This window comes from Alphaproteobacteria bacterium, assembly GCA_017308135.1.
Classification (GTDB): domain Bacteria; phylum Pseudomonadota; class Alphaproteobacteria; order CACIAM-22H2; family CACIAM-22H2; genus Tagaea.
Window position 1 is genome coordinate 100,754 of the sequence record JAFKFM010000007.1, and the last position, 23,928, is coordinate 124,681.

22 protein-coding genes are annotated in these 23,928 nt (G+C 66.8%); 6 read left to right on the forward strand and 16 right to left on the reverse strand.

Annotation, left to right across the window (positions count from 1 at the left end):
• Nucleotides 1-9: 9 nt before the first annotated feature.
• Nucleotides 10-1,740, forward strand: coding sequence for a SulP family inorganic anion transporter (locus J0H39_04945; protein MBN9496078.1), 1,731 nt, complete (start codon nucleotides 10-12; stop codon nucleotides 1,738-1,740).
• Between the two features lie 166 nt (nucleotides 1,741-1,906).
• Here J0H39_04945 and J0H39_04950 read toward each other — a convergent pair whose 3' ends face one another.
• Nucleotides 1,907-2,815, reverse strand: coding sequence for an NAD(P)-dependent oxidoreductase (locus J0H39_04950; GenBank protein MBN9496079.1), 909 nt, complete (start codon nucleotides 2,813-2,815; stop codon nucleotides 1,907-1,909).
• Between the two features lie 100 nt (nucleotides 2,816-2,915).
• On the opposite strand from J0H39_04950, the gene J0H39_04955 reads away from it, so the two are divergent.
• Entirely contained in the window at nucleotides 2,916-3,272 is a 357-nt protein-coding gene (locus J0H39_04955; GenBank protein MBN9496080.1) for a helix-turn-helix transcriptional regulator, read from the forward strand.
• An 18-nt stretch (nucleotides 3,273-3,290) separates the two neighbouring features.
• Here J0H39_04955 and hspQ read toward each other — a convergent pair whose 3' ends face one another.
• Together hspQ and J0H39_04965 are read right to left on the reverse strand one after the other, a co-directional pair.
• Entirely contained in the window at nucleotides 3,291-3,629 is a 339-nt protein-coding gene (hspQ, locus tag J0H39_04960; GenBank protein ID MBN9496081.1) for a heat shock protein HspQ, read from the reverse strand.
• Nucleotides 3,630-3,687: 58 nt separating this feature from the next.
• Complete coding sequence (locus tag J0H39_04965) at nucleotides 3,688-4,452, reverse strand: mechanosensitive ion channel family protein (GenBank protein MBN9496082.1); 765 nt, start codon at nucleotides 4,450-4,452, stop codon at nucleotides 3,688-3,690.
• 114 nt (nucleotides 4,453-4,566) lie between these two features.
• Here J0H39_04965 and J0H39_04970 point away from each other — a divergent pair, with 114 nt between their 5' ends.
• Nucleotides 4,567-4,926, forward strand: a complete 360-nt coding sequence (locus J0H39_04970) for a hypothetical protein (GenBank protein MBN9496083.1) — start codon at nucleotides 4,567-4,569, stop codon at nucleotides 4,924-4,926.
• Here the strand turns inward: J0H39_04970 and ggt are convergent.
• From ggt to J0H39_04985, 3 genes are all read right to left on the reverse strand, one after another.
• Nucleotides 4,923-6,716: a gamma-glutamyltransferase gene (gene ggt / locus J0H39_04975; GenBank protein ID MBN9496084.1), complete on the reverse strand. Its 1,794-nt coding sequence runs from the start codon at nucleotides 6,714-6,716 to the stop codon at nucleotides 4,923-4,925. The two genes, J0H39_04970 and ggt, sit on opposite strands and share 4 nt — an antisense overlap.
• A 117-nt stretch (nucleotides 6,717-6,833) precedes the next feature.
• The gene (locus J0H39_04980) at nucleotides 6,834-7,442 is read right to left on the reverse strand and encodes a hypothetical protein (protein MBN9496085.1); all 609 of its coding nucleotides are present in this window, start codon (nucleotides 7,440-7,442) and stop codon (nucleotides 6,834-6,836) included.
• Between the two features lie 18 nt (nucleotides 7,443-7,460).
• Nucleotides 7,461-8,081, reverse strand: coding sequence for a hypothetical protein (locus J0H39_04985; GenBank protein MBN9496086.1), 621 nt, complete (start codon nucleotides 8,079-8,081; stop codon nucleotides 7,461-7,463).
• A 168-nt stretch (nucleotides 8,082-8,249) separates the two neighbouring features.
• Between J0H39_04985 and J0H39_04990 the strand changes: the two genes are divergently transcribed.
• Entirely contained in the window at nucleotides 8,250-8,993 is a 744-nt protein-coding gene (locus J0H39_04990) for a cyclic nucleotide-binding domain-containing protein (GenBank protein ID MBN9496087.1), read from the forward strand.
• 6 nt (nucleotides 8,994-8,999) lie between these two features.
• Here the strand turns inward: J0H39_04990 and gpt are convergent, their stop codons facing one another.
• On the reverse strand, nucleotides 9,000-9,503 hold the full coding sequence (gpt, locus tag J0H39_04995) for a xanthine phosphoribosyltransferase (GenBank protein ID MBN9496088.1): 504 nt from the start codon (nucleotides 9,501-9,503) through the stop codon (nucleotides 9,000-9,002).
• Between the two features lie 120 nt (nucleotides 9,504-9,623).
• Between gpt and J0H39_05000 the strand changes: the two genes are divergently transcribed.
• On the forward strand, nucleotides 9,624-11,231 hold the full coding sequence (locus tag J0H39_05000; protein MBN9496089.1) for a gamma-glutamyltransferase family protein: 1,608 nt from the start codon (nucleotides 9,624-9,626) through the stop codon (nucleotides 11,229-11,231).
• Here J0H39_05000 and modC read toward each other — a convergent pair whose 3' ends face one another.
• The 4 genes from modC to J0H39_05020 all read right to left on the reverse strand — a co-directional run bounded on the left by modC (nucleotide 11,232) and on the right by J0H39_05020 (nucleotide 13,953).
• Nucleotides 11,232-12,326, reverse strand: coding sequence for a molybdenum ABC transporter ATP-binding protein (gene modC, locus J0H39_05005; GenBank protein MBN9496090.1), 1,095 nt, complete (start codon nucleotides 12,324-12,326; stop codon nucleotides 11,232-11,234).
• Nucleotides 12,323-13,009 carry a molybdate ABC transporter permease subunit gene (gene modB, locus J0H39_05010; GenBank protein MBN9496091.1) on the reverse strand — a complete coding sequence of 229 codons (687 nt, stop codon included), beginning with the start codon at nucleotides 13,007-13,009 and terminating at the stop codon, nucleotides 12,323-12,325. The genes modC and modB overlap by 4 nt, the downstream gene beginning before the upstream one ends.
• A gap of 64 nt (nucleotides 13,010-13,073) precedes the next feature.
• Nucleotides 13,074-13,460, reverse strand: coding sequence for a tautomerase family protein (locus J0H39_05015; GenBank protein ID MBN9496092.1), 387 nt, complete (start codon nucleotides 13,458-13,460; stop codon nucleotides 13,074-13,076).
• Between the two features lie 214 nt (nucleotides 13,461-13,674).
• Nucleotides 13,675-13,953, reverse strand: coding sequence for a DUF1127 domain-containing protein (locus tag J0H39_05020; protein ID MBN9496093.1), 279 nt, complete (start codon nucleotides 13,951-13,953; stop codon nucleotides 13,675-13,677).
• Between the two features lie 317 nt (nucleotides 13,954-14,270).
• Between J0H39_05020 and J0H39_05025 the strand changes: the two genes are divergently transcribed.
• On the forward strand, nucleotides 14,271-16,331 hold the full coding sequence (locus tag J0H39_05025) for an aminopeptidase P family protein (GenBank protein ID MBN9496094.1): 2,061 nt from the start codon (nucleotides 14,271-14,273) through the stop codon (nucleotides 16,329-16,331).
• Here J0H39_05025 and ligA read toward each other — a convergent pair.
• From ligA to ftsZ, 5 genes are all read right to left on the reverse strand, one after another.
• Nucleotides 16,328-18,436 carry an NAD-dependent DNA ligase LigA gene (ligA, locus tag J0H39_05030; GenBank protein MBN9496095.1) on the reverse strand — a complete coding sequence of 703 codons (2,109 nt, stop codon included), beginning with the start codon at nucleotides 18,434-18,436 and terminating at the stop codon, nucleotides 16,328-16,330. The two genes, J0H39_05025 and ligA, sit on opposite strands and share 4 nt — an antisense overlap.
• Entirely contained in the window at nucleotides 18,433-20,124 is a 1,692-nt protein-coding gene (gene recN, locus J0H39_05035) for a DNA repair protein RecN (GenBank protein ID MBN9496096.1), read from the reverse strand. The genes ligA and recN overlap by 4 nt, the downstream gene beginning before the upstream one ends.
• A 55-nt stretch (nucleotides 20,125-20,179) precedes the next feature.
• Nucleotides 20,180-21,001, reverse strand: a complete 822-nt coding sequence (locus J0H39_05040; protein MBN9496097.1) for an outer membrane protein assembly factor BamD — start codon at nucleotides 20,999-21,001, stop codon at nucleotides 20,180-20,182.
• 55 nt (nucleotides 21,002-21,056) lie between these two features.
• Nucleotides 21,057-22,013: a UDP-3-O-[3-hydroxymyristoyl] N-acetylglucosamine deacetylase gene (gene lpxC, locus J0H39_05045; protein ID MBN9496098.1), complete on the reverse strand. Its 957-nt coding sequence runs from the start codon at nucleotides 22,011-22,013 to the stop codon at nucleotides 21,057-21,059.
• Between the two features lie 180 nt (nucleotides 22,014-22,193).
• Nucleotides 22,194-23,855: a cell division protein FtsZ gene (gene ftsZ, locus J0H39_05050; protein ID MBN9496099.1), complete on the reverse strand. Its 1,662-nt coding sequence runs from the start codon at nucleotides 23,853-23,855 to the stop codon at nucleotides 22,194-22,196.
• Nucleotides 23,856-23,928: the final 73 nt, after the last annotated feature.

The window sequence follows — 23,928 nt, forward strand, 5'->3', positions numbered from 1 at the left end:
GTCCCGCCGATGAATTCACGCGCGCCGAGCTTCGCCGAACTTTTCACGCCCAAACTCGTCACCATCCTGCGCGAAGGCTACGGACCAGCGCAGTTCCGCAACGATGTGATCGCGGGGCTTACCGTCGCGGTCGTCGCTTTGCCGCTGTCGATGGCGATCGCCATCGCGTCGGGCGCCACGCCCGCCCAAGGCCTCGTCACCGCCATCGTCGGCGGATTTTTCGTGTCGGCGCTGGGCGGCAGCCGCTTTCAGATCGGCGGCCCGGCGGGCGCTTTCATCGTGCTGGTCGGCGCCACGATCGCCGAACACGGAATGGATGGCGCGATCCTCGCCGTCCTGCTCTCGGGCGTGTTGCTGGTGATCGCGGGTTATTTGCGCCTGGGCACCTACGTCAAATTCATTCCCTATCCGGTGACGGTCGGTTTCACCGCCGGCATCGCCGCGATCATCTTCGCGAGTCAGATCAAAGATCTTCTGGGCCTGACGCTGGCGGGCGAAGAACCGCGCCCGATCCTCGAGAAGATCCCCGTGCTGTGGGACGCGTTGCCCACGCTCGACGGCACGACCGTCGCCCTCGCCGTCGCCACCATCGCGATCGCCGAGGGCGTGAAGCGTCTGCGTCCGCATTGGCCGGGTCTGTTGATCGCGGTGACGGCCGCCGCCGCGGCGACCGCCATTTTTGGTTTGAACGTCGCGACGATCGGCTCGCAGTTCGGCGGCATTCCCGCGTCGTTGCCGATGCCGCAATTGCCCGATCTGTCCTGGGCGAAGATCGTCAGCGTGATGCCCGCGGCCGTCGGTTTCGCCGTGCTCGGCGCGATCGAATCGTTGCTGTCGGCCGTGGTGGCCGACGGCATGACCGGGCGGCGCCATCGCGCCAATTGCGAATTGGTCGGGCAGGGCTTCGCGAATGTCGCAAGCGCCTTGTTCGGCGGGATCTGCGTCACCGGCACGATCGCGCGCACGGCGACGAATGTGCGCTCCGGCGCGCATGGGCCCATTGCGGGCATGCTGCATGCGCTGTTCCTGCTCGCCTTCGTGCTGCTCGCCGCCCCGCTTGCCGCCTATATCCCGCTGGCGGCATTGGCGGGCGTGTTGGCGCTGGTCGCGTGGAACATGGTCGAGAAACACGCTTTCGCCGTGCTGCTGCGCGCGTCGCCCGGTGATGCGGCGGTGCTGATGTCGACCTTCCTGCTGACCATGTTCCGCGATTTGATCGAAGCGATTGTGGTCGGCTTCGCGCTGGGCTCGGCGTTGTTCATCCATCGCATGTCGCAGACGACGGCGGTGGCGAGCGAAACGCCTTTCGTGTCGGAGGATCGCGCCGACGACGCGGACGGTACGCGTCAAGGTTATGACGAGCGCACGGCCAACGATCCCGAGATCGTCGTCTACCGGATCACCGGCGCGTTCTTCTTCGGGGCGGCCGCGTCGATCGGCGCGGTGTTGGAACGCATCGCTGATACGCATCGTGCGCTGGTCGTGGATTTCGCGGCCGTGCCGTTCGTGGATTCCACGGCCGCGCACACGATCGAAGGCCTGATGCACCAAGCCGCGCGGCGGAATGTGAAGCTGGTGATTACGGGGGCATCGCCCGCCGTGCGCCGCGATCTTGCCGCGCATGACATCGCCGCGCCCGCGGTCGCGTTCGAAGCGTCGATCGAAACGGCCCTAGCCGGTTTGCGGACAGGGCCCTCGGCCGCGATCAGCGCCGGCGAACCGGTACGCGGATCGGCTTGAGAACCGGTGGCGGCGCGCCCAGATCGGCAATGGCCTCGCCGAGCTGTTTCAGCGCTTCGAGCACCCGGTCGAGAAGCTTCAGCTGGAAAATCTGGCTCATGGCTTTCCCCTTGCGAGGACCTTTCGCCATCGAGCTTAAGCCCGCGTGAAACGCGCGTCTAGCGCGTCATAAATGCGGGCGCATCTCCTCCGGCGCGGACGCGGCGGTTCCGCTGCGCAGTATTTTGATCGTGGCTGCGACTTCCTCGTTCGCGAAACCCGCCGCCTCGGCTTTCGTCAGCCAGTCATCGACGAGGGTCGGCAGCGCCGTATTCAGGCCAAGCCGTTCCGAGGTCAGCAGAATACGCCGGACGGCCGGTGTGGAAATACGCAGTGGGCTTTCGGTGATGCGAAAATCGCCCGAGGCGATCACCCGACCCTCGTGCTCGAAAAAAGCGCCGAAGCTCGGCGAGATCGCGTTGACGAGTTTTCCGTAGATCGCGACGTCGATCCCGACGGATTCCGCGATCCTGGCGCCATGCAGGAACCCGGCGAATGCGCCGTAAACATAGGACAGGGTGGAAAGATCCATCGCCGCAGCCGCGCCGATATCCTCGCCAAGATGCACGATGTTGCCGGCGAGGATTTTCAGCGATGGCTGCGCCTCGGCGAAAGCGGAATGCGGGCCGGAGACGAGGATCGGTGTGTTGTCCTGCCCCATTTGGCTGGGTGCGGCCTGAATCGCGCCGTCGAGGTAGCGGCCGCCATAACCGCGGATCAACGCGTCGATGCGCCGCGCGTCGTCGGGACTGCCGGTGCCGAGATTGACGATAAGGCGCCCCCGCGACGCGGCGGCGAAGCCCGCGCCGGTCGCGATCGCTTCGACCGCGTCGTAGTCGTAAACGCACACGAGCGTCACCGGGCTTGCGGAAATCGCCGCCGCGGGCGTCGCGGCAAACGCCGCACCCCGCTGGACAAGCGGTTCCGCTTTCGCAGGGCTGCGGTTCCAGAGGCTCACGCGTTTTCCGGCCTTTAGCGCCAAATCCGCAAGCGCCAATCCCATGGGCCCAAGTCCGATTACCGTCACATCGCTCATTCTCGAAGTTCCTTTCCGAGGTTCTGGCGATAAGCTGGCGATCCGCTATATATTCATCAAGTACCGACTATTTTGTCAGGTACATACCTTTAGGTAAGTGATGGAGCGATCCCGGAAAAAGAAGCGGTTGCCCAACTACGATTGCGGCATCGGGCCCGCCTTCGCCGTGGTCGGCGGAAAATGGAAAGCCGCCATTCTTTGGGAACTCGCCGGCGGGCCGCTGCGCTTCGGGGCGCTTCGCCGCCGGGTGCCGGGCGTGACCGAGAAAATGTTGATCCAGCAATTGCGCGAACTCGAACGCGACCAACTCGTCACGCGCACGGTCTTCCACGAAGTTCCGCCGCGGGTCGAGTATGCCCTCACCGCGTGGGGCGTCCGTCTCAACGCGGCGTTGATGCCGATCTGCGACTGGGGCGACGCTTACGCGCGCGCGACGGGGCGCATCACGGCGGCGTGATCGCGCTTGCGGAGAATTTCAGTGCAAGCCGCCGCTGAAGGCGGCGGGCTTGGGCTTGTAACCGCCGCCGCCGAACTTGCCGAACATGCGCTGCACGTCCGGGTGATCGACCGGGCCGTTCTCGGCATCGGGCAGCAAATTCTGCTCGCTGACATAGGCCTGATATGGCCCCTCGCGCTCGTTCAGCGCGTAGAGGTGATAGAAGGGCTGATCCTTGCGCGGGCGCAATTCGGCCGGGATCGAGCGATACCATTCCTCGGTATTCGCGAAGACGGGATCGACGTCGAACACCACGCCCCGGAACGGGTAGACGCGGTGGCGGACGATCTGGCCGATTTGGAATTTGGCGCTGCGCATGGGAGGCGGATTTTATTCGCGGTTGCGCGGCGATCAAGCCTTTCGAACTGCCGAAAAATCAGGCGAATTTCGCCTTGCTGGCGTTGCGCAAGGCAAGGTTCATCGACGAGCGCAGCGCCCCTTCCTCGCCCGGCGGGGTCCACACCCGCACGGTCAGCGTCACGTTGTCGGCCGAATATTTCGACACGATCACTTCCGGGGGCGGTTCCTTCAGCGAACGCGGATCGCCGGCGGCGAGCGACAGCACCTTGGCGAAGGCGGCGTTGATGTCGACCTCGTCGGGCACGGTCACTTCGAAGTCGAGGCGCTTGGCGTTGTAGCTGGAATGGTTGACGACCTTGTCGCCCCAGATTTTGCCGTTGGGCACCAGCACGCGGATATTGTCGTCGGTGCGCAGATCGGTGACGAACAGATCGATCGCTTCGACCTTGCCGGTGACGCCGCCCGCGTCGATGCGGTCGCCCACGCGATAGGGGCGGAACAGCAGCAGCATCACGCCCGCCGCGAGATTCGACAGCGTGCCTTGCAGGGCCAAGCCGACGGCCAAGCCGGCGGCGCCGAAGACCGCGATCAGGCTCGCCGTCTGCACGCCGAATTGCGACAGCACCGCAAGGACGACGACCGTCAGGATCAAATAGCGCACGAGGCTGCCGAGGAAGCGCGCGAGCGTGAGCTCGACCTTGCCGACTTGGCTCAGCGTGCGCTCGACCAGACGCTGGGCGATGCCCGCGACCCAGGAACCGACGACCAGAAGGACGACGCCGAACAGGAAGGGCGGGCCGTAGAGCAGGACCATTTCATTGAGCTGATTGAGGAAATTCATGACCCGGCCCCTTTTTTGCGGCGTATTTGACGCGACCAGGAATGGCGCCCCGCCGCGTTCAAGTCAAGTTTATCCCGAGACGGCGCCCCGGGGGCGGGGTGTAGGATCGGACCCATGGCGGCATCTTCCGGCAAGCCCGCATCCAAGCCCGACCCGGCCGCGAAAAAGCCGCCGCCGGCCAAGGGGAAGGCCGCCCCCGCACCCGACAAGAAAGACGATGCCGCCAAGGCGCCGGCGGCGCCCAAATCCGTCCTGCAACGCTATCGGATGTTCCTGTTCGCGGGCCTCGGCACGGCGATGCTGGTGACATTGGCGACCGCCGCATGGGTCGTCTATTTCCGCGCACCCGTCGAAATCGATCCGCCGGCCCCGCCGCCGCCCGCGTTGAAGCCGACCCCGCCCACGGTGGTGCGCGAAGGCGATCTCGACGACGATTTGTGGCGGCGGATGGGCATACGCCCGAACGGGAATTAATCGCCCAGCGCTTCGCCTTCGCGGCGCGGATCGGCCCCGCCCACAAGGCGCGTCTGGCCTTGGCGGCGAACGACTTGGATCAGGCTCAACCCGCTGGTCTGGTGGTTGAGCGAAACCTCGTGGCCCAGCGCTTTGAGATCGGCGGCGAGATTGACGAGGGGCGTGTCGCGTTCCAGCTCGATCGTGCCGTTGTTCATGCTGACCGCATGGGGCAAAGCGACCGCGCGCTGCGCGTCCATGTTCCAATCGATCGACGCGACCAGCGTCTGCACGACATAGGGGATGATGCGCGGGCCGCCGGGCGAGCCCAAAGCCGCGACCAGGCGGCTTTCGCGGTCGAGCACGATGGTCGGCGCCATCGACGAGCGCGGGCGCTTGCCCGGTTCGACGCGGTTGATATTGGGCACATCGCCGTCGCGCGGGCGAAGTGCGAAATCGGTCATCTGGTTGTTCAGCAGGAAGCCGCGCGTCATCACGTAGCTGCCGAAGGCGCGCTCGATCGACGTGGTGAAGGCGATCGCGTTGCCGGCGACGTCGACGACCGACAAATGCGACGTCGCGGGAAGCTCGCTCAGCGTATCGGCGGCACGGCTGGCGCGCGTGGCGATACGGCCCGGCTCCGCGCGGCCCGACGCGCGCTCGGCGCTCACCAGCTTGGCGCGGCCCGCGAGATATTTGCGGTCGGTCAAGCGGTCGACCGGAATCTGCTCGAACTCCGGATCGGCGAGGTAGCGGTTGCGGTCGGCGAAGGCGAGCTTGGTCGCTTCCGCGATCAGGTGGATCGCCGGGGCCGAGTTGGGCTGCAGCCCGCGCAGGTCGAAACGCTCCAGGATCGTCATCGCCTGGAGAACCGCGATGCCGCCCGACGAAGGCGGGCCCATGCCGCAGATCTTCAGCTGGCGATAGGGCCCGCACACCGCTTCGCGCTTCAAGGCGCGATAGTTCTTGAGATCGTCGGCGGTGAGCTTGCCGCCCTTGCCGGTTTCGCGCACGGCCTTGGCGACCGCGCGGGCAAGGCCGCCATTGTAGAAAGCTTGCGCGCCGCCATTGGCGATCACGCGGAAGGTTTCGGCGAGATCGGGATTTGTGAGCCGCGTGCCCGCCGGCTTGGGATTGCCGTCGGCGTCGAAGAAATAGGCGCGCGTCGCGGCGAATTCCTTCAGTTGCGGCGTATCGGCGATCTGCTTGGCCAAACGCGGCGAGATCGGGAACCCGTCGAGCGCCAAGCGCATCGCCGGTTCGAACAGCCGCGCCCAAGGCAGACGGCCATGTTCGTCATGCGCCAGTTCCAGCATGCGCAGAACGCCGGGCACGCCGACCGCATGGCCGCCGAGTGCGGCTTCGTTGAACGCGAGCGGCTTGCCCTCGGCATCCAGGAACATGTCGGCGGTGGCTTTGGCCGGCGCGGTTTCGCGCCCATCATAGGCGTCGATACGTTTGCGCTCCGCGCCGTAATGCAGCAGGAACCCGCCGCCGCCGATCCCGGAGCTTTGCGGCTCGACCAGCGTCAGCACCATCTGCATGGCGATCGCGGCGTCGACCGCCGAACCGCCTTGACGCAGGATCTGCCGCCCGGCATCGGCCGCCAGCGGATTGGCCGCGACGACCATCTGACGGTCGGCCGTGACGGCGACGCGCGGGGCGGCGATCGCGGCGGTGCCTTCGGGGGCACGCGGTACGGGCGCTTGCGCGACGGCGGAAACGCTCGTGGCGACGATGACCGAAAATGCGAATAGGCGCGCGCCGTGCCCAAGGGCACGCGCGAGATCAAAACCACGCGCGCGGCGGATATCGGGCACGGGCGACCTCGTCAGACGGCCGGTTTTGCGGCCGGAACACGCGAAGCCGGTAATTTAGGCGCCCGCCCCGGGGCCTAGCAAGAGACGAGTCGCGGATTTCCGGGCGATTTAAGCGGTTCCCGCACCGGTTTCGGCGCCCACGGTCGTCAGTGAACGGTGGATGCAGATTTGTTCGCGTCCGCCGCCGCTGGTCATGCCGGCGCGGAACCGTCCGCCGCGCGACGTCGCCTCGGGCAAATGGACGACATAGGCCGGGCAATCCAGCTCGCGCGCGAGTTTGTCCAAGGCGCCGACCAGCGCTTGGGCGGGGATATCGCCGTCGATCAGGTCCATGGCGACGAGATTGTCGATCGTCAGGCGGCGTCCGGTGCGCAGATCGGGTTCGACCGCGAAGCTGCACAGCGCGTGCAGATAGCCGCGCTGATCTTCGACGCCCAGAAGCCCGCGTTGGGCGGGCCCGGGCGCGGTCTTGCGCGGCGCCTTCGTTCCCGGCGGCTTGGCGCCCAAGGCCGCCGCGAAACGCAGCCATGCCGCCAGTGTCAGATGCCCGGCGGCAAGCCGCGCCAACGGAAAGGCGCGCAGCACGTCGCGCCCGGTCAAACGCCGCACGCCGTAGTTTCGCCCGCCGTCATTGGCGGCTTGCGGGGCGATGACCGGATCGCGGGCGGAACGGGCGAATTCCTTCAGCATGCGCGCCAGCGTGCCAAAGCCGGGCATGCCGGTCTTTGATTCAAATCAACGTGCGGCGGAGGCCGCCATATCGCGGCGGACGTAATCGATCCGCGCGCCGCGCGCCGAGAACGACAAGCCTGTCCAATCGCCGCCGGGACCGTAGACAAGATCGGCTTCCAGATCGCCCGCCAAGCGATAGCGCGTGCCGTTGGCATCGGCCGCCAGCGCCATGGCCGAAACGTCGATCAGCTTGCCGCTTTGCGTGTCGAGCAGCGGCGAACGCATCACCTTCTCGCGGTTCCAATAGCTGGTCGGCACCGTCTCGGCCGGGGCGTCATAGCGGCCGCCGCTGCCGTCGATCGCAAGCCCCGCATCGGTCGCGCGGGCGCTGACTTGGGTGCGCGTGCCGTTGTCGTCGGTGCGCGCGTCGAGCGAAACGAGGCGCCCCTCGCGCCACAATTCCGTGCTGCGATGGGTGTAGCGATAGACCGTCACGAAGGCCAAGCGCACGGCCATATCGATTTCGATCGTGGCGCGGGTTTCGGTGCCGTCGCGCTCGATCGTCACGCGATGCTTGCCGATGGGTGCGCCATCGCGCAACACGTCGAATTCCAGCGTCGGCGGGGCGGCGGCGGCGGGCCAGGACAGCACCAGGGCCGCGAAAAGGGCGAGAAGTCTGGACATTTCCGGCTGTATACGCCGCCGCCGGGCCGGAAGATCAACGCCGCCGCGTGATTTTGGGATTTCAACGGTTTGGCGCCGGATTTGCGGCGCCCGGCCGGGCTTGCGCGACGCCCCCTGGCGGGTCCAATATCTCCGACGAATTTACGTGGATTGAGTGGGGGATTCCAGATGGCGGCAGGATCGGCGGCGGGCGCTACGGCGGTTGCGGCGAAGCTGGCGCTGCGCGAGTCGCCTTGCGACGATTGCGCGATCCGCGAGACCAGCGTGTGCGAAGTGCTGGAACCCGCCCAGCTCGCGCGCATGCGCGAGATCGCGACGATCATGTATCTGCAGCCGGGCACGACCTTGTTCCAGGAAAGCGAACCGGCCGAGCATCTGTGCAACGTCGTCGAAGGGGCGGTGAAGCTCTACAAGCTGCTGCCCGATGGGCGCCGGCAGATCACCGGTTTCCTGTTCCCCGGCGACTTCCTGGGCGTGGCGCTGAACAAGAGCTACGCCTATTCGGCCGAGGCGATGGGCAATGTGCGCCTGTGCCGCTTCCCGCGCCGCAAGCTCGAAAATCTGCTGACCGAATTGCCCAATCTCGAGCATCGCCTGTTGGAAGTCGCGGGCAACGAATTGGTCGCCGCACAAGATCAGATGCTGCTGCTCGGCCGCAAGACGGCGCGCGAGCGTCTGGCGTCGTTCTTGATGATGGTTTCGCGCCGCGCCGCCGCGCGCGGCCGGCCGGACTCGCCAATCGACCTGCCGATGAGCCGGGCGGATATCGGCGATTATCTGGGGCTGACGACCGAAACGGTCAGCCGCACATTCACCCAGCTGAAGAAGCAGGGCACGATCGGCCTGCCGTCGCAGACCAAGGTCGATATCCTGAAGCGCGAAGAGCTCGAGGAAATCGCCGAAGGCGGCTGAGCGCGCTTACTTCGCGGCGACAATGGGCCGCACGAACTGCGGCTCGGTATCCCACGGGAACATGATCCAGGTGTCCTGGCTCGTCTCGGTCACGTAGGTATCGACCATCGGCTTGCCTGCGGGCTTGGCGTAGACGGTGGCGAAATGCGCACCCGGCAGCAGGGCGCGCACGATCTTGGCGGTGGCCCCCGTATCGACCAGATCGTCGATGATCAGCCAGCGCGGTCCGTCCTTCGCGTCGATCGTGCTTTCCGCCAGCGGCTTCAGCAGTTTCGACGTGTCGCCGATCTGCTGGCCCTGATAGGTCGCGACCGAAATCGTGTCGATGATCCTAAGGTCCAGTTCGCGCGCGATAATGCCCGCCGGGATCAACCCGCCGCGCGTGATCGCGACGATACCGCGCCAGGGGCCGCCCGCGACCAGCTTCCACGCCAGCGCCTTGCAGTCGCGATGCAGCTCCTGCCAGGAGACGGTGAACATCTTTTTGTAGGTTTCGTCGGCGGTGGCCATCTGGGGCGTGCTCCGGTCGGGCGGGTTTCCAGGGCTCTCTACCCCCGGAATCCGGACTGGGCAAGGCTCGTGCTTTGCATGTTAGAACGAAACAAAGCTTCGAAACGGAGAGTCCCCGAGATGCTCAGCAGTCCCCGCGGCCATGGCGGCATGGTCACCGCCCCCCATCATCTGGCCGCGCAAGCCGGTCTCGACGTGTTGCGCGAAGGCGGCAACGCGGTCGAAGCGATGATCGCGATGGCGGCGGCGATCCCGGTCGTCTACCCGCATATGACGGCGGTGGGCGGCGACGGGTTCTGGCTGATCGACGACGGGCGCGGCAAGCCGGTGGCGATCGACGCGTGCGGGGCGGCCGCCTTGGCGTTGTCGCCCGCCTGGTATCGCCGCCAGGGCCATGAAACGATTCCGTCGCGCGGGCCGCTGGCCGCCAACACCGTGGCGGGCACGGTCTCCGGTTGGGGGGCGGCGTATGCGCTGTCGCAAACGATGGGCGGCACGCTGCCCTTGTCGCGCTTGGTCGAGGCGGGCGTCCATTACGCGCGCGAAGGTTTCCCCGCGACCGATTCCCAGGTGCGTTTCACGACCGAGAAACTGGCCGAATGCATCGACCAGCCCGGCTTCAAGGCGGCGTTCCTGCCCGGCGGCAAGGTACCCACACCCGGCCAGCGTTTCCGCCAGCCCGCCTTGGGCGAAACGATCGCCAAGATCGGCCGCGAAGGGACGGAGAGTTTCTATCGCGGCGAATTGTCGAAGGCGATCGCGGCGGATTTGAAGCGCATCGGCTCGCCGGTGGCGCTCGACGACCTCACGCGCCACAAGGCGAAGGTCGTGAAGCCGCTGACGGTGGGTGTGCCCGGCGCGCGGCTCTACAACATGATCCCGCCCACGCAAGGGCTCGCGTCGCTGTTGATCCTGGCGATCTTCGCGCGCATCAAGCCCGAACGCTGCGACGGCCCCGAATACGTGCATGCGCTGGTGGAGGCGACGAAGCTCGCCTTCCGGATCCGCGACAAGCACGTCAAAGATCCGGCCTATATGACCGTCGATCCGCAAAGCCTGTTGTCGGACGCCAAGGTCGCCTCGCTGGTGAAGGAGTTCGATCCGAACCTCGCGGGCCCGTGGCCGCAGCCGCCCAAGAAAGGCGACACGATTTGGATGGGGGCGATCGACGCGCAAGGGCGCAGTGCCAGCTTCATCCAATCGATCTATTGGGAATTCGGCTCGGCCTGCGTGCTGCCGGAAACCGGTCTGCTGTGGCAGAACCGCGGCACGTCGTTCTCGCTGGAGAAGGGGGCGGCGCAGGAATTGATGGCCGGGCGCAAACCCTTCCACACGCTGAACCCCGCGATGGCGTTTTTCGACGACGGCCGCTCGATGGTCTACGGCACGATGGGCGGCGACGGCCAGCCGCAGACCCAGGCGATGATCTTCTCGCGCTACGCCTTCTACGGCATGCAGCCGCAAGCGGCGGTGACCGCACCGCGCTGGCTGCTGGGCCGCACCTGGGGCACGGCCACGACCAAGCTGCGGCTCGAAAATCGTTTCCCCGCCGGCACGATTTCGGCGCTGAAGGGCATGGGTCACGATCTGGAAGTCACGCCGGCGGACTACACCGATCTGATGGGGCACGCGGGCATGATCGTGCGCACGCCCGATGCCGGCGGCGGCAAGGCGCTGCTGGAAGGGGCGACCGATCCGCGCTCCGACGGACAAGTCGGCACGTTCTAGCTAACGCGCGCTGGCGTCGCTTTTGCCGACCGCGACGGATTTGAGGATCGCGTAGACCGGCATGCCTTCGCGCAAGCCCAGTTCCGCGACCGAGGCGCGGGTGAGGCGCGCGGCGATCGTTTGACCGCCCGCGACGAGGGCGAGTTCCGCGTCGGGGCCGTCCGTGTTTGGCGTCACGCGCGCGATCGTCGCTTCGATCGCGTTGCGCGCCGACAAGCCCTCGGGCTTCCTCGTCGCCACCATCACGTCGCGCGCGCGGACATGCACGCGCACGCGCGTCCCCGGTGCCGCGTCGATCGCGGGCACATCCAGCGTGCCGCCGGCGAATGTCAGTCGCGTCAGCGCATATTCCGGCATGTGATCGGCGACACTCGTCTCTAACACGCCGCCCGCATCGAACCGTCCGGCGATGGCGGCGAAATCCGGGTGCAGCGCCATCTCGGCGATCGTGTCCAGCGCGCGCACTTCGCCGTTCTCGATAAGCGCAATCCGGTCGGCGAGGCGCATCACTTCGTCCGCCGCGTGGCTGACATAGACGATCGGCAGTTTCGTTTCGCTTTGCAGCCGGTCGAGATAGGGCAGCAGTTCCGCTTTGCGCGCGGCGTCGAGCGAGGCGAGCGGCTCGTCCATCAACAGCGCCTGCGGGCGCGCCAGCAACGCGCGGCCGATCGCGACGCGCTGGCGCTCGCCGCCCGATAGCGCAACGGGTTTGCGCGCCAGCAGATGTGCGATGCCGAGCAGTTTTACGATCGCATCGAAATCAGCGCTTCGTTCGCCGCCGGGGGCACGTTTCGCGCCGTAGCGCAGATTGGCGGCGACATCGAGATGCGGGAACAGCCGCGAATCCTGGAATACGTAACCCAGGCGCCGCTTCTCCGCCGGCACGTCGATGCCGTTGGCGGAATCGAACAGCACGTCCCCGTCCAGCGCGATGCGGCCGTGATCGGGGCGCGCGAGCCCGGCGAGGGCGCGCAGGATCGACGTCTTGCCCGAGCCCGAGCGGCCGAACAGCGCCAGCACACCGTCCGACGGCGCCTCGAGTTTTGCGTTCAGCGCGAAATCGCCCAGCTGTTTGCGGATGTCGATCTCGATCATCTTCCCATCATCCGCTTCACGCGGCGCGCGAGATATTCCGACAGCAGCAATCCCGCGAAAGCGAGCGCGATCGATATCGCCGCGAGGCGGGCCGCCATCGCTTCGCCATCGGGGCGTTGCAGCGCCGAATAGATCGCCAGCGGCAGCGTTTGCGTTTCGCCGGGCACGTTCGACGCGAATGTGATGACCGCGCCGAATTCGCCCAGGCTCGCCGCGAAGGCGATCATGCCGCCCGCCAGGATCCCCGGCAGGATCAGCGGAAGCGCGATGGTGAAGAAGCGGTCGAATTTGCCCGCTCCCAGCGTGCGCGCGGCTTCGTCCAGGCCCGGATCGAGCGCTTCGATCGACAGGCGGATCGCGCGCACCATCAGCGGGAACGCCATCGTCGCGGTGGCGAGCGAAGCGCCGGCGGCGGTGAACACCAGGCGCACGCCGAGATATTCGTTGAGCCATCCGCCCACGGGGCCGCGCACGCCGAAAATCAGCAGCAGCAAGTAGCCGACGACGACCGGCGGCAGCACCAGCGGCAGATGCACGAGGCCATCGACGATCGATTTGCCGGGGAATTCGGCGCGCGCGAGCAGCCAGGCGACCGCGATGGCGAGCGGCAGCGAGAACGCGACCGCTTTGGCCGCGATCTCCAGCGATAGAAGCACCGCCGCCCATTCGGCGGGAGAAAGCATGCGCAAAGCCCCGTTCGACGCTATATCCGAATGTATATAGCGCGAGCGAGGCCCGCGACGTCAACTATTGCGGACGGTATTGCGCGATCCCGTGGCCGAAGGACCAATCGATACGATTGGTCTCGCTCAGCGTCACCATCACATCTTCGGGGCGCAATCCCGGATCGGCGGCAAGGTTGCGCGCGATCGCGGCGTAAAGCCCGCGCTTGATGTCGTCGCTGCGCCCCACGCTCCAAAAAATCTGCACCAGCGTGAAATCGGGTCCGCGCGCGATGTTCATGTAATTCGGATCGGCGATCAGCCGGCCTTGCTTGTGTTCGCCGATCACCTGGAAGCGATCGTCGGCGGGCACCGTGCCGGTACCGACCAACGCGGCGTGCACGCCGTCGGCGAGCGCCTTGATCCAGGCTTCGGGCTTGCCTGCGGGAATGTCGATGCGCACGAGCGGCATGGGCTTCTCCTGTCGTTGTCGGCAGAAGATGAGTCCGCTTGGCGCCGGCGCCTAGGGGGTGGGGCGGCGCAAGACTTGTGAACGCAATTCCATAAACGCCCAGCCCCAAAACGCGAAGAGCGGCGACGCCTTTTCAGGCATCGCCGCTCCGCTGGATCGGCAGCTCCGCCCCGAAGGGGAGGAGGAACGGGACGGGCGCTTGATCCGTTCGGCGTTAGGCCGCGCGGGCCGCCGGGCGAACCTGGACGACATTCGCCGCGAGGACCGCCGGGGCGGCCGAGGCGTCGAACGGCGCGTAGCCGTCGCGGACATAATGGCCCGAAGCGATCTGGGCGATCTCGGCGCGGTTGATGCCGATATCGGCCAAGGTACGGTCGTCGAGCGAGTCGAGTTCCGCGAACGTCTGGCGACGCTCGTTCCACGACTTGAACTTCGCGACCAGCGCCTGCACGGCCTCGTAGACCAGCTTGGCGCGCGCACGACGGGCCGCCATCGAGAGCTCCAGCTCGTCGATCCGGGCGCCGTTGGCGCCAAAGGACGGGACGGCATTGAACTGCGACTGGGCGGACATGATTTCTATCTCCTTATCAACTCGTTAGCGGTCTTGCCGACCATTCGGCAGATCATTCGCTAACGAACGAACAAGCTCAATGTAGGGGATTTTGTGCGCCGCAACAGTCGTTGATAGTGCGCCGCAGCAATGCATTTCGCGCATGCAGCATTCTGACACAATTGCGCGGTGCGCAGGGCGGAACGCCGTCGCGCGACCGGCTATTGCCGCAAGGCCTTGGCATGCTTAGGTTTCCCACCATGCCGCCCCGTGATCAAACGACCGCCGCCTGCCGTGAAACCTATCAAGGCGATACCGCGCTGGCGGGATTGCTGGCCAAACACGGCGCCAAATTGGACGTCGCCGGGGTTCGCGCCCTGTTGGACGGCGTATTGGCCGCGCCGGCGGGCGAGGACCCGCAGGCCTGGCACGCGCTGGTCTGCGATGCGCCGTCCGATGCGCTGCGCGCCCAGCTTGATGCGTTGAAGGCGGAACTCGGCGCGAAGGTCGCGTTCGGTCTGGGCGAAGGCGAATGGCGGACAACGCGCGTCGCCGATTTGCGCGGCGAACTCGCGCGGCGCGACCTTGCCGGTTTCGTGCTGCCGCGCGGCGACGAGCATCAAGGCGAATATGTCAGCCCGCGCGCGGAACGCCTTGCGTGGCTCACCGGCTTCACCGGCTCGGCAGGCGCCACGATCGTGCTGGCCGACAAGGCCGCGATCTTCATCGACGGGCGCTACACGTTGCAGGTACGCGCCCAAGTCGACGGGTCGATCTTCGAATATCGCCATCTGGTCGAAGAGCCGCCGCATGAATGGCTCGCCGCGAACGCGCCCAAGGGCGGCAAGATCGGCTACGACCCGTGGCTGCACGGCAGCGACGGGATCGAGCGTTTGCGCCAAGCCTGCGAAACCGCCGGCGCCACGCTTGTGGCCGTGCCCGACAATCCGATCGATCGCGTGTGGCCGGACAAGCCGGCCGCCCCGATCTCGCCGATGGTGCCGCACGATCTCGCTTTCGCGGGCAAAGCCTCGGGCGAGAAGCGCGCCGATCTCGCCGCCGAATTGCGCAAACGCAAACTCGATGCGGCGGTGGTGTCCGCACCCGATTCCTTGGCGTGGCTCTTGAACGTGCGCGGCGGCGACGTGCCGCATACGCCACTTGCTTTGGGCTTCGCGATTTTGAACGCGGACGAGCAAGGCTCGGTCGAGCTTTTCGTCGATCCGCGCAAAGTGCCGTCCTCGACCTATGCGCATCTGGGCAACGCCGTGCGTTTGCACGGGCCCGAAGCCTTCGCCGGTGCGCTCGCGGATCTCGGCAAGCGCAAAGCGCGTGTGCTGACCGATCGCGCGACCTCCGCCGCGTGGATCGATTCCACCCTCGCCTCGTCCGGTGCGGTGACGACGCGCGACGCCTGCGTTTGCGCGCTGCCCAAGGCGCGCAAGAACGCGGGCGAATTGCAGGGCACGCGCGACGCGCATATCCGCGACGGGGCCGCCGTGGCGAAGTTCCTCGCCTTCATCGCGCGCGAAGGCGCATCGGGCACGGTCGACGAGATTTCGGCGGCCGAACGCCTGCTCGCATTCCGCCGCGAAGGCGCCAATTTCCGCGACACGAGTTTCGACACGATCTCGGGGGCGGGGTCCAACGGCGCGATCGTCCATTATCGCGCCACACCCAGCACGTCGAAGCGCATCGCGCCCGACATGCTCTATCTCGTGGACTCGGGCGCGCAGTATTTGGAAGGGACGACCGACATCACGCGCACGCTCGCCATCGGCACGCCGACGGCGGAGCAGAAGGACCGCTTTACCCGCGTGTTGAAGGGCCATATCGCGCTCGCCACCGTGCGCTTCCCCAAGGGCACGACCGGCTCGCAGCTCGACGCGCTTGCCCGTGCGCCGCTCTGGGAAGCGGGGCTCGACTACGATCACGGCACGGGCCACGGCGTGGGGTCGTATCTGTCGGTCCATGAAGGCCCGCAGCGCATTTCCAAAATGCCGAACACCCAGGCGCTGCTGCCCGGCATGATCGTGTCGAACGAGCCCGGCTATTACAAAACCGGCGAATACGGCATCCGGATCGAAAACCTGATCGCGGTGACCGAATTGCCGCAAACGCCGGGCGCCGAACGCCCGATGCTCGGCTTCGAAACGCTGACGCTTGCGCCCATCGCGCGCGAATTGATCGATCTCGCGCTGCTCAATCAAGCCGAGCGCGATTGGCTGGACGCGTATCACGCGCGCGTCTTCGCGACGATCGGGCCGTTGGTGGATGCGCAAACGAAAGCCTGGCTCGAAACGGCGACGGCGAAGCTTTAGGCGATCCCGGCGAGTTTCAGCCAGGCGTCCTCGTCGATCACTTCGACGCCGTGTTTCTGCGCGTCGGCGAGTTTCGAACCCGCCCCCGGTCCCGCGACGACCAGATCGGTCTTTTTCGAGACCGAGCCCGCGACCTTGGCGCCCATCGATTGCGCGCGCGCCTTGGCTTCGTCGCGGCCCATCTTCACCAGCGTGCCGGTGAACACGATGGTTTTCCCGGCGACCGGCGAATCGGTGCGCGGCTTTTCGAGCGGCACGGGGGTCACGAATTTCGCCAAATCGTCGAGCGCGTCCAGATTGTGCTTCTCGGCGAAGAACGCCGCGATATCGGCGACGAGCGCTTCGCCGACCTGATCGATGGCAAGAAGCTCGGCGTGTGCTGCCTCGTCGCCCTTGGCGACGGCGATCATCGCTTCGCGCCATTTTTCCAGCGTTTCGTAATGCTGGGCGAGCAGGCGGCCGGTGGCTTCGCCGACCTGGCGAATGCCCAGCGCGAAAATGAAACGATCGAGCGGCACGCTGCGCCGCGCTTCGATGGCCGCGAGCAATTTCTCGACCGATTTCTCGCCCCAGCCGTCGCGCTTGGCCAATGCGGCCGAATGGTCCTTCAAGCGGAACACGTCGCCCGGGCGCTTGAGCCAGCCCAGCGAATGCAATTCCTCGACGTTCTTTTCCCCGAGACCCTCGATATCGAAGGCCGTGCGCATCGCGAAATGGCGCAGGCGCTCGACGACCTGCGCGTCGCACGAAAGCCCGCCGGTGCAGCGGCGCACCACTTCACCGTCGGGCCGCACGGCTTTCGATCCGCAGATCGGGCAGAACTCGAAAGGCTGGAATTTCGGGCGCTTGTCGTGCGCCTTGTCGGCGACGACCTCGACGATCTGCGGGATCACGTCGCCCGCGCGCTGGATGACGACAATGTCGCCTTCGCGCGCGTCCTTGCGGGCGATCTCGTCTTCGTTGTGCAGCGTGGCGCGCGCGACCATCACGCCGCCCACGTTGACGGGTTCCAGGATCGCGACCGGCGTCAACGCACCGGTGCGGCCGACTTGCACGTCGATCTTGATGAGCTTCGTTTGCGCGCGCTCGGCGGGGAATTTATGCGCGATCGCCCAGCGCGGGCTGCGCGCGACGAAGCCGAGGCGCCGTTGCAGATCGAAACGGTCGACCTTGTAGACCACACCGTCGATATCGTAGGGCAGCGCCGCGCGCTTGGCGCCGATATGGTCGTAAAACGCCAGCAGTGCTTCGGCGCTATCGCAAGTCCGCGTTTCGGGATTGGTGGCGAAACCCCAACCGGCGAGCCGGCGGATCAGCTCCGCTTGCGTTTCGATCGCCGGGCCGTCGTAGCGGCCGATCGTATAGGCGAAGAAACGCAATGGCCGTTTCGCGGTGATCGTCGGGTCGAGCTGGCGCACGGCCCCGGCGGCGGCGTTGCGCGGATTGGCGAACACCTTGTCGCCGGCTTTTTCCTGTTCCGCGTTCATCGCCAGGAAATCGGCGCGGGTCATATAGATTTCGCCGCGCACTTCGATAGCCTCGGGCGCCTTACCGTGAAGCTTGGCGGGAATTTCCTTGATGGTGCGCAGATTGGCGGTGACGTCTTCGCCTTCCTCGCCGTCGCCGCGCGTGGCACCCTTCACGAACACGCCGTTCTCGTAGAGCAGCGAAATCGACAGACCGTCGATCTTCGGCTCGGCGGAATAGGCGAGGGGTGAATCGTCGGGCAGGCTCAGGAAACGCCGCACGCGCGCCACGAATTCGCGAAGGTCCTCCTCGGCGAAGGCGTTGTCGAGCGACAGCATCGGCACCGCGTGCCGGACCTTGGAAAAACCGGCGGCGGCGGGGGCGCCGACTTTCTTCGAAGGCGAATCCGTGCGCGTCAGCAGCGGGAAGCGCTTCTCGATCGCGTCGTTGCGCCGTTTCAGCGCGTCGTAATCGGCATCCGCGATCAGCGGCGCGTCCTTGGCGTGATAGGCGAGGTCGTGTTTGACGATCGCCTTGGCCAAGCGCTCAAGCTCGGCCTCCGCCTGGCCCATCGACAGATCGTCCACGGCGATCGTCGAAAAATCCTTCGCCGCCGGTTTCTTCTTGCGCGCGGTCATGCCGCTTCGCCGGCGAGCAATGCGTCGGCAGCGGCGCGCGCCGCGTCGGTGACCGTGGCGCCCGCCAGCATGCGGGCGATTTCCTCGCGACGCGCGGGCTTGTCGAGAATTGTGACGCTCGTCGCCGCCGATTTGGCGGTGGCGGTTTTGGCGACGCGCAAATGCACGCCCGCGCGTGCCGCGACTTGCGGCGAGTGGGTCACGACCAGCACTTGCGCGTTCTTGGCGAGGCGCGCGAGGCGTTCGCCGACGGCCGCGGCCGCCGCCCCGCCGATGCCGCTATCGACCTCGTCGAAAATCAATGCGGGCATGGCGCCGCGCTTGGCGCCCGCCTGGGCGAGCACGACTTTGAGGGCCAGCATCAGGCGCGAAAGTTCGCCGCCCGACGCGATCTTGGCGAGCGCCCCCGGCTCGGCGCCGGGCAGCGTGGCGATTTCGAACGCGACGCGTTCCAACCCGCCCGCACTCCAGCTTTCCTCCGGCAGCGTTTCCAGACGTGCGCGGAAGCGCGCCTTGTCGAGCTTCAGCGGCGGCAATTCCTTGGAAATGGCTTTCTCGAACTTGGTCGCAGCCGCGCTGCGCCCTGCCGACAACGCCTTGGCCGCCGTGAGATACGCGGCCTTGGCGGTCTTTTCGGCCTGGGCGAGCTTCTTGAGATTGCCTTCGCCCGCGTCCAACGCCGCGAGCTTGGCGACGAAATCGTCGCGCAAGGCGGGCAGAGCCTCGATATCGACGCGGTGTTTGCGCGCGAGGCCGCGCAGCGCATGCAAACGTTCGTCGGTCTTTTCGAGATCGGCGCCGCCTTCGCTCAACGCCTCGCCCGCGTCGTCGATCGCGGCGGCGGCGTCGACCGCTTGTTCCAGGGCTTGTTCGAGGGCCGCGATCGCCGCATCGAACTTGCCGCCGGCATGGGCCGCGACGCGCTCCAACGCGCGCGCGGCGTTGCGCAACGCACCGTCCACACCCTTATGCGCTTCAAGCTCGCCTTTCGCCTCGGCCAAAGCGGCGGCGAGTTTTTCGCGCGCCTGCAAGATCGCGCGGCGTTCGGAAAGCTCGCGTTCCTCGCCCGGCTTGGGATCGGCTTCCTCCAGCTCGCGCGCGGCGTGGCGCAGATATTCCTCCTCGCGGCGCGCGGCTTCGAGCTTGGCTTGCTCGGCTTCCAGCGCTTCTTGCGCCGCATGCCACGCGGTGAAGCTTGTCGCGGTCGCGGCGGCTTCCTTGGCGAGGCCCGCCCATTGGTCGAGGAGGCCGCGATGCGTCGCGGCATCGAACAGGCCGTGCGTATCGAATTGGCCGTGAATCTCGACCAGCAGATTGCCCAATTGGCGCAACAGCCCGACCGAGCAGGCCTGATCGTTGGCGAAGGCGCGGCTGCGGCCGTCGGCGCCCAATTGGCGGCGCAAGATCAACGGCGCGCCGTCTTCGGGCGCTTCCAAGCCTTGCTCGGCCAGCAGCGCGTAAGCGGGGTGGTTGGCGCCCAGATCGAATGCGGCGGCGATGGTGGCGGCGGTCGCACCCTTACGGACCGCGCCGGCATCGGCACGCCCGCCCAAGGCAAGGCCCAGCGCGTCCAGCAGGATCGACTTGCCCGCCCCGGTCTCGCCCGTCAACGCGGCGAGCCCGTCCTCGAAAACGAGGTCGAGCTTGTCGATCAATACGAAATCGCGAATCGAAAGCGTCGAAAGCATGGGCCTGCTTTCTATAGCCAAGCCTCGCGACGCGCTCAAGAACGAAGCGAAAACCTTAGAAGTAATTGAGCGGGTTCAGCGCGTTCAGGGTGCGGCCGACCATGCCCTGGCGGTCTTCGCGCGGATTCTCGCCCGTGCCGACCAGGGCGTAGGAATCGCGATACCATTCGCTGCCCGGATAGTTATGGCCGAGCACGGCGGTGGTGCGGCGTGCTTCGTCCACCAAGCCGAGTGCCATATAGGATTCGGTCAGGCGGTGCAGCGCCTCGGGCACGTGGCTGGTCGTCTGGTACTTGTCGACGACGGTGCGGAAGCGGTTGATCGCCGCGAGCCATTGCTGGCGTTGCAGGTAGAAGCGCCCGACCTCCATCTCCTTGCCGGCGAGGTGGTCGTAGGTGAGATCGATCTTTACCCGCGCGTCGCGCGCATAGGTCGAATCGGGGAAGCGGCGCACCACTTCCTGCAGGGCGTTCAGCGAATTCTCGGTCATGCGCGCGTCGCGCGCGACGTCGACGATCTGCTCGTAGTAGCACAGCGCCTTCAGATAATAGGCGTAGGGCGTGTCGCGGCTGGACGGGTTCAGCTGGATGAAGCGGTCCAGCGCGTTGATCGCGTCGTCGTAGCGATTGACCTGATAGAGCGCGTAGGCGCCCTGCAACTGCGCACGCGTCGCCCAAACCGAATAGGGGTGCTGGCGCTCGACCTCGTCGAACAGGCGCGCCGCCCGGCGATACTGCTCGGTCGACATCGCGTTCACCGCGTCGTTGTAGATCTCCTCGACCGGGCGCTCGACATACTGCTCCTTTTCCTCGCCGCTGCACGCGGCGAGGGCGAAAAGGGCGAAGGCCGCAAGGGCGGGTCTAAGACTTCGAATCATCCGGGGAATATAGGCGAATCGCGGCCCGAACGCCAATCCGGGCAAGTCCGGACGGTTACTGCCCGGCGTCGGCGTGGACGGGGGCGATGGCGGGGGAAACGCCCGCAAAATGCGCCTCGGTCAAGTCGACCATGCGCCAATTCGCCGCGTCGGCGAACAGCGCGTGCAGCAGCGCGTTGTTGTGGCGATGGCCGGTGCGCCGGGCGCGGATTTCGCCCAGCAAGGGCGCGCCCGCGAGATAGAGATCGCCGACCAGATCGAGCACTTTGTGGCGCACGAACTCGTCGTCGAAGCGCAGGCCTTCGGGGTTCAGCAGGCCGCTGCCGTCGGCCGCGATCACGACCGCGTTGTCGAGGCTGCCGCCGCGCGCCAAGCCGGCCGCGCGCAACGCCGCGACTTCCTGCTCGAAACCGAAAGTGCGCGCGCGCGCGATTTCCTGGCGGAACGCGTCGGGCCCCAGATCGAGCGACAGGTTCTGGCGGCCGATCGTCGGCGTGGGGAAGTCGATTTCGAACGTCGCGGCGAATCCGCGCCCGGGGCGAATCTCGATCGCCGCACCGTCGCGCGCATCGTCGAGCGAAATGGGTTTGAGGACTTCGATCGCGCGGCGCGGGGCCGCTTGCTCGATCGTGCCGGCGCAATCGATCAGGAACAGGAAGGGCGCGGACGAGCCGTCCATCACCGGCACTTCGTCGGCGTCGAGCTCGACGATCGCGTTGTCGATCGACGCGCCGTAAAGGGCGGCCATCAGATGTTCGACCGTGCCGAAGCGCGGGCCGGGGGCGGCCCCCAGCAGCGAGCACAGGCGCGTATCGGTCACGTTGCGGTAATCGGCCTTCACCGTGACGCCGGTATCGACGCGCCGGAAGGCGATGCCCGAATTCGGGGCCGCGGGCAGCAGCGACATCGTCACCTTGCGGCCGGAATGCAGCCCCGTCCCCGAACAGGAGATGGGCCCCTTCAACGTGCGCTGGGCGATCGTGCGCGGTTTTTGCTGACGCGGGTTGAACACTTGAACCTGAACTCCGGCGGGGTGGTCGTCATTCGTGGGGCCGCTTTGGATAAACGACCCAGGGACGAGTCTCGTTCCCCGAAAAGAAAAGAGGCTCCGGACTGATTGGGTACCCAACCGGCGCCGGAGCCTCAAGTCACCTTTTATTTCACCATGTTGCAGGTGATTTTCACGCGACCCTTAATTCGCCTGGCGGCGCAGGAAGGCCGGGATTTCGAGGAGGTCGTCCTCGGCCTTCGGCGCCAAGCGATCGGTCGGGTCGAGCCCGCCCAAACGCGGCTGCGCCGGGGCCGGGGCCACCGGGGCGGCGGCAACCGGGGCCGGTGCTGCCGGGGCCGCAACCGGGGCTGCCGGGGCGCTCGCCGCCGGCATGATGCCGCCCTGGGGTGCGACCAGCGTGGGCTGGGCGCGCGGGGCTTCGCCTTCCGTCCGCGCGCCGCCCGAGCGGGTCATCCGCTCGAACAGCGACGGGCGGCGCTTGGGTGCCGCCGCCGCGGCCGGCTTCGTGGCGTTCATCAGCTCGGCTTCCGCGAAGGGATTGACCGGGGCGGGGGCTTGCGCCGCCGCCGGGGCCACTTCGACGGGCTTGGGCGGGATGAAGGCTTCGGCCGGGGCCGCCGGCAATTCGGCCGGGGCGGGTTCGGCCATGACCGGGGCCGGGGCCGCTTCCGCGACGACCGGGGCGGGCGCCGGGGCGACCGGGGCGGCGGCCGGCTCCATCTTCATCGCGACCGAACCCGTTTGCGGGGCGGCCGGGATCGACATCGACGCGGCCGGGGCGGCCATCGCCGGGGCCGTCGCCGTCACCGGACGGATCGTCGGGCGCTGGGCGAGCTTGACGACCGTGGTGGCCTGCGGCGGGCGCTGCACGGCTTGCGCCGCGTCGATACCCGTCGCGACGACCGACACGCGCATGCGGCCGTTGAGGCTTTCGTCGAAGGTCGAGCCGAAGATGATGTTCGCGTCCGGATCGACTTCGTCGCGGATGCGGTTCGCGGCTTCGTCGACTTCGAACAGCGTCATGTCCATGCCGCCGGTGATGTTGATGAGCACGCCCTTGGCGCCCTTCATCGACACGTCGTCGAGCAGCGGGTTGGAGATCGCCTTCTGCGCCGCGTCGATCGAGCGGTTGTCGCCTTCGGCTTCGCCCGTTCCCATCATCGCCTTGCCCATCTCGCCCATCACGGAGCGGATATCGGCGAAGTCGAGATTGATGAGGCCCGGCATGACCATCAGGTCGGTGACGCCGCGCACGCCCGAGTACAGCACGTCGTCGGCCATCTTGAAGGCGTCGGCGAAGGTCGTGCGCTCGTTGGCCACCCGGAACAGGTTCTGGTTGGGGATGATGATCAGCGTATCGACGTTCTGCTGAAGCTCCTCGATCCCCGCTTCGGCCAGCTTCATGCGGTGCTGGCCTTCGAAGTGGAAGGGCTTGGTGATGACGCCGACCGTCAGCATGCCGGCTTCCCGGCAGGCGCGCGCGATGACCGGTGCTGCACCCGTACCCGTGCCGCCGCCCATACCGGCGGCGACGAACACCATGTGCGAACCCTGCACGTGTTCCAGCAGTTCCTGCATGGATTCTTCCGCCGCGACGCGGCCGACATCGGGCCGCGAACCGGCACCCAGGCCTTGCGTCACGCCCACGCCCAGCTGCAAGCGGCGCTCGGCGAGCGACTGCGCCAGCGCCTGCGCGTCGGTGTTGGCGACGACGAATTCCACGCCTTCGAGCTTGGCGCGGATCATGTTGTTCACGGCGTTGCCGCCGGCCCCGCCCACGCCCACGACCGTGATGCGCGGCTTGAGCTCGGCGGGCTGGTTCGATGCGAGAGTGATTGCCATTTTGCTTCTCCGATCTCCTTGGGTTCAGTTCGTAACGCGCCGGCGGCCGGTCCGATCCATGCCTGGCCCGCGC

Coding starts and splice junctions, on each gene's coding strand:
- J0H39_04945 (MBN9496078.1), top strand. CDS start 10: ATGAATTCACGCGCGCCGAGCTTCGCCGAACTTTTCACGCCCAAACTC.
- J0H39_04950 (MBN9496079.1), bottom strand. CDS start 2,815: ATGAGCGATGTGACGGTAATCGGACTTGGGCCCATGGGATTGGCGCTT.
- J0H39_04955 (MBN9496080.1), top strand. CDS start 2,916: ATGGAGCGATCCCGGAAAAAGAAGCGGTTGCCCAACTACGATTGCGGC.
- hspQ (MBN9496081.1), bottom strand. CDS start 3,629: ATGCGCAGCGCCAAATTCCAAATCGGCCAGATCGTCCGCCACCGCGTC.
- J0H39_04965 (MBN9496082.1), bottom strand. CDS start 4,452: ATGAATTTCCTCAATCAGCTCAATGAAATGGTCCTGCTCTACGGCCCG.
- J0H39_04970 (MBN9496083.1), top strand. CDS start 4,567: ATGGCGGCATCTTCCGGCAAGCCCGCATCCAAGCCCGACCCGGCCGCG.
- J0H39_04980 (MBN9496085.1), bottom strand. CDS start 7,442: ATGCCCGGCTTTGGCACGCTGGCGCGCATGCTGAAGGAATTCGCCCGT.
- J0H39_04985 (MBN9496086.1), bottom strand. CDS start 8,081: ATGTCCAGACTTCTCGCCCTTTTCGCGGCCCTGGTGCTGTCCTGGCCC.
- J0H39_04990 (MBN9496087.1), top strand. CDS start 8,250: ATGGCGGCAGGATCGGCGGCGGGCGCTACGGCGGTTGCGGCGAAGCTG.
- gpt (MBN9496088.1), bottom strand. CDS start 9,503: ATGGCCACCGCCGACGAAACCTACAAAAAGATGTTCACCGTCTCCTGG.
- J0H39_05000 (MBN9496089.1), top strand. CDS start 9,624: ATGCTCAGCAGTCCCCGCGGCCATGGCGGCATGGTCACCGCCCCCCAT.
- modC (MBN9496090.1), bottom strand. CDS start 12,326: ATGATCGAGATCGACATCCGCAAACAGCTGGGCGATTTCGCGCTGAAC.
- modB (MBN9496091.1), bottom strand. CDS start 13,009: ATGCTTTCTCCCGCCGAATGGGCGGCGGTGCTTCTATCGCTGGAGATC.
- J0H39_05015 (MBN9496092.1), bottom strand. CDS start 13,460: ATGCCGCTCGTGCGCATCGACATTCCCGCAGGCAAGCCCGAAGCCTGG.
- J0H39_05020 (MBN9496093.1), bottom strand. CDS start 13,953: ATGGCGGCCCGTCGTGCGCGCGCCAAGCTGGTCTACGAGGCCGTGCAG.
- J0H39_05025 (MBN9496094.1), top strand. CDS start 14,271: ATGCCGCCCCGTGATCAAACGACCGCCGCCTGCCGTGAAACCTATCAA.
- ligA (MBN9496095.1), bottom strand. CDS start 18,436: ATGACCGCGCGCAAGAAGAAACCGGCGGCGAAGGATTTTTCGACGATC.
- recN (MBN9496096.1), bottom strand. CDS start 20,124: ATGCTTTCGACGCTTTCGATTCGCGATTTCGTATTGATCGACAAGCTC.
- J0H39_05040 (MBN9496097.1), bottom strand. CDS start 21,001: ATGATTCGAAGTCTTAGACCCGCCCTTGCGGCCTTCGCCCTTTTCGCC.
- ftsZ (MBN9496099.1), bottom strand. CDS start 23,855: ATGGCAATCACTCTCGCATCGAACCAGCCCGCCGAGCTCAAGCCGCGC.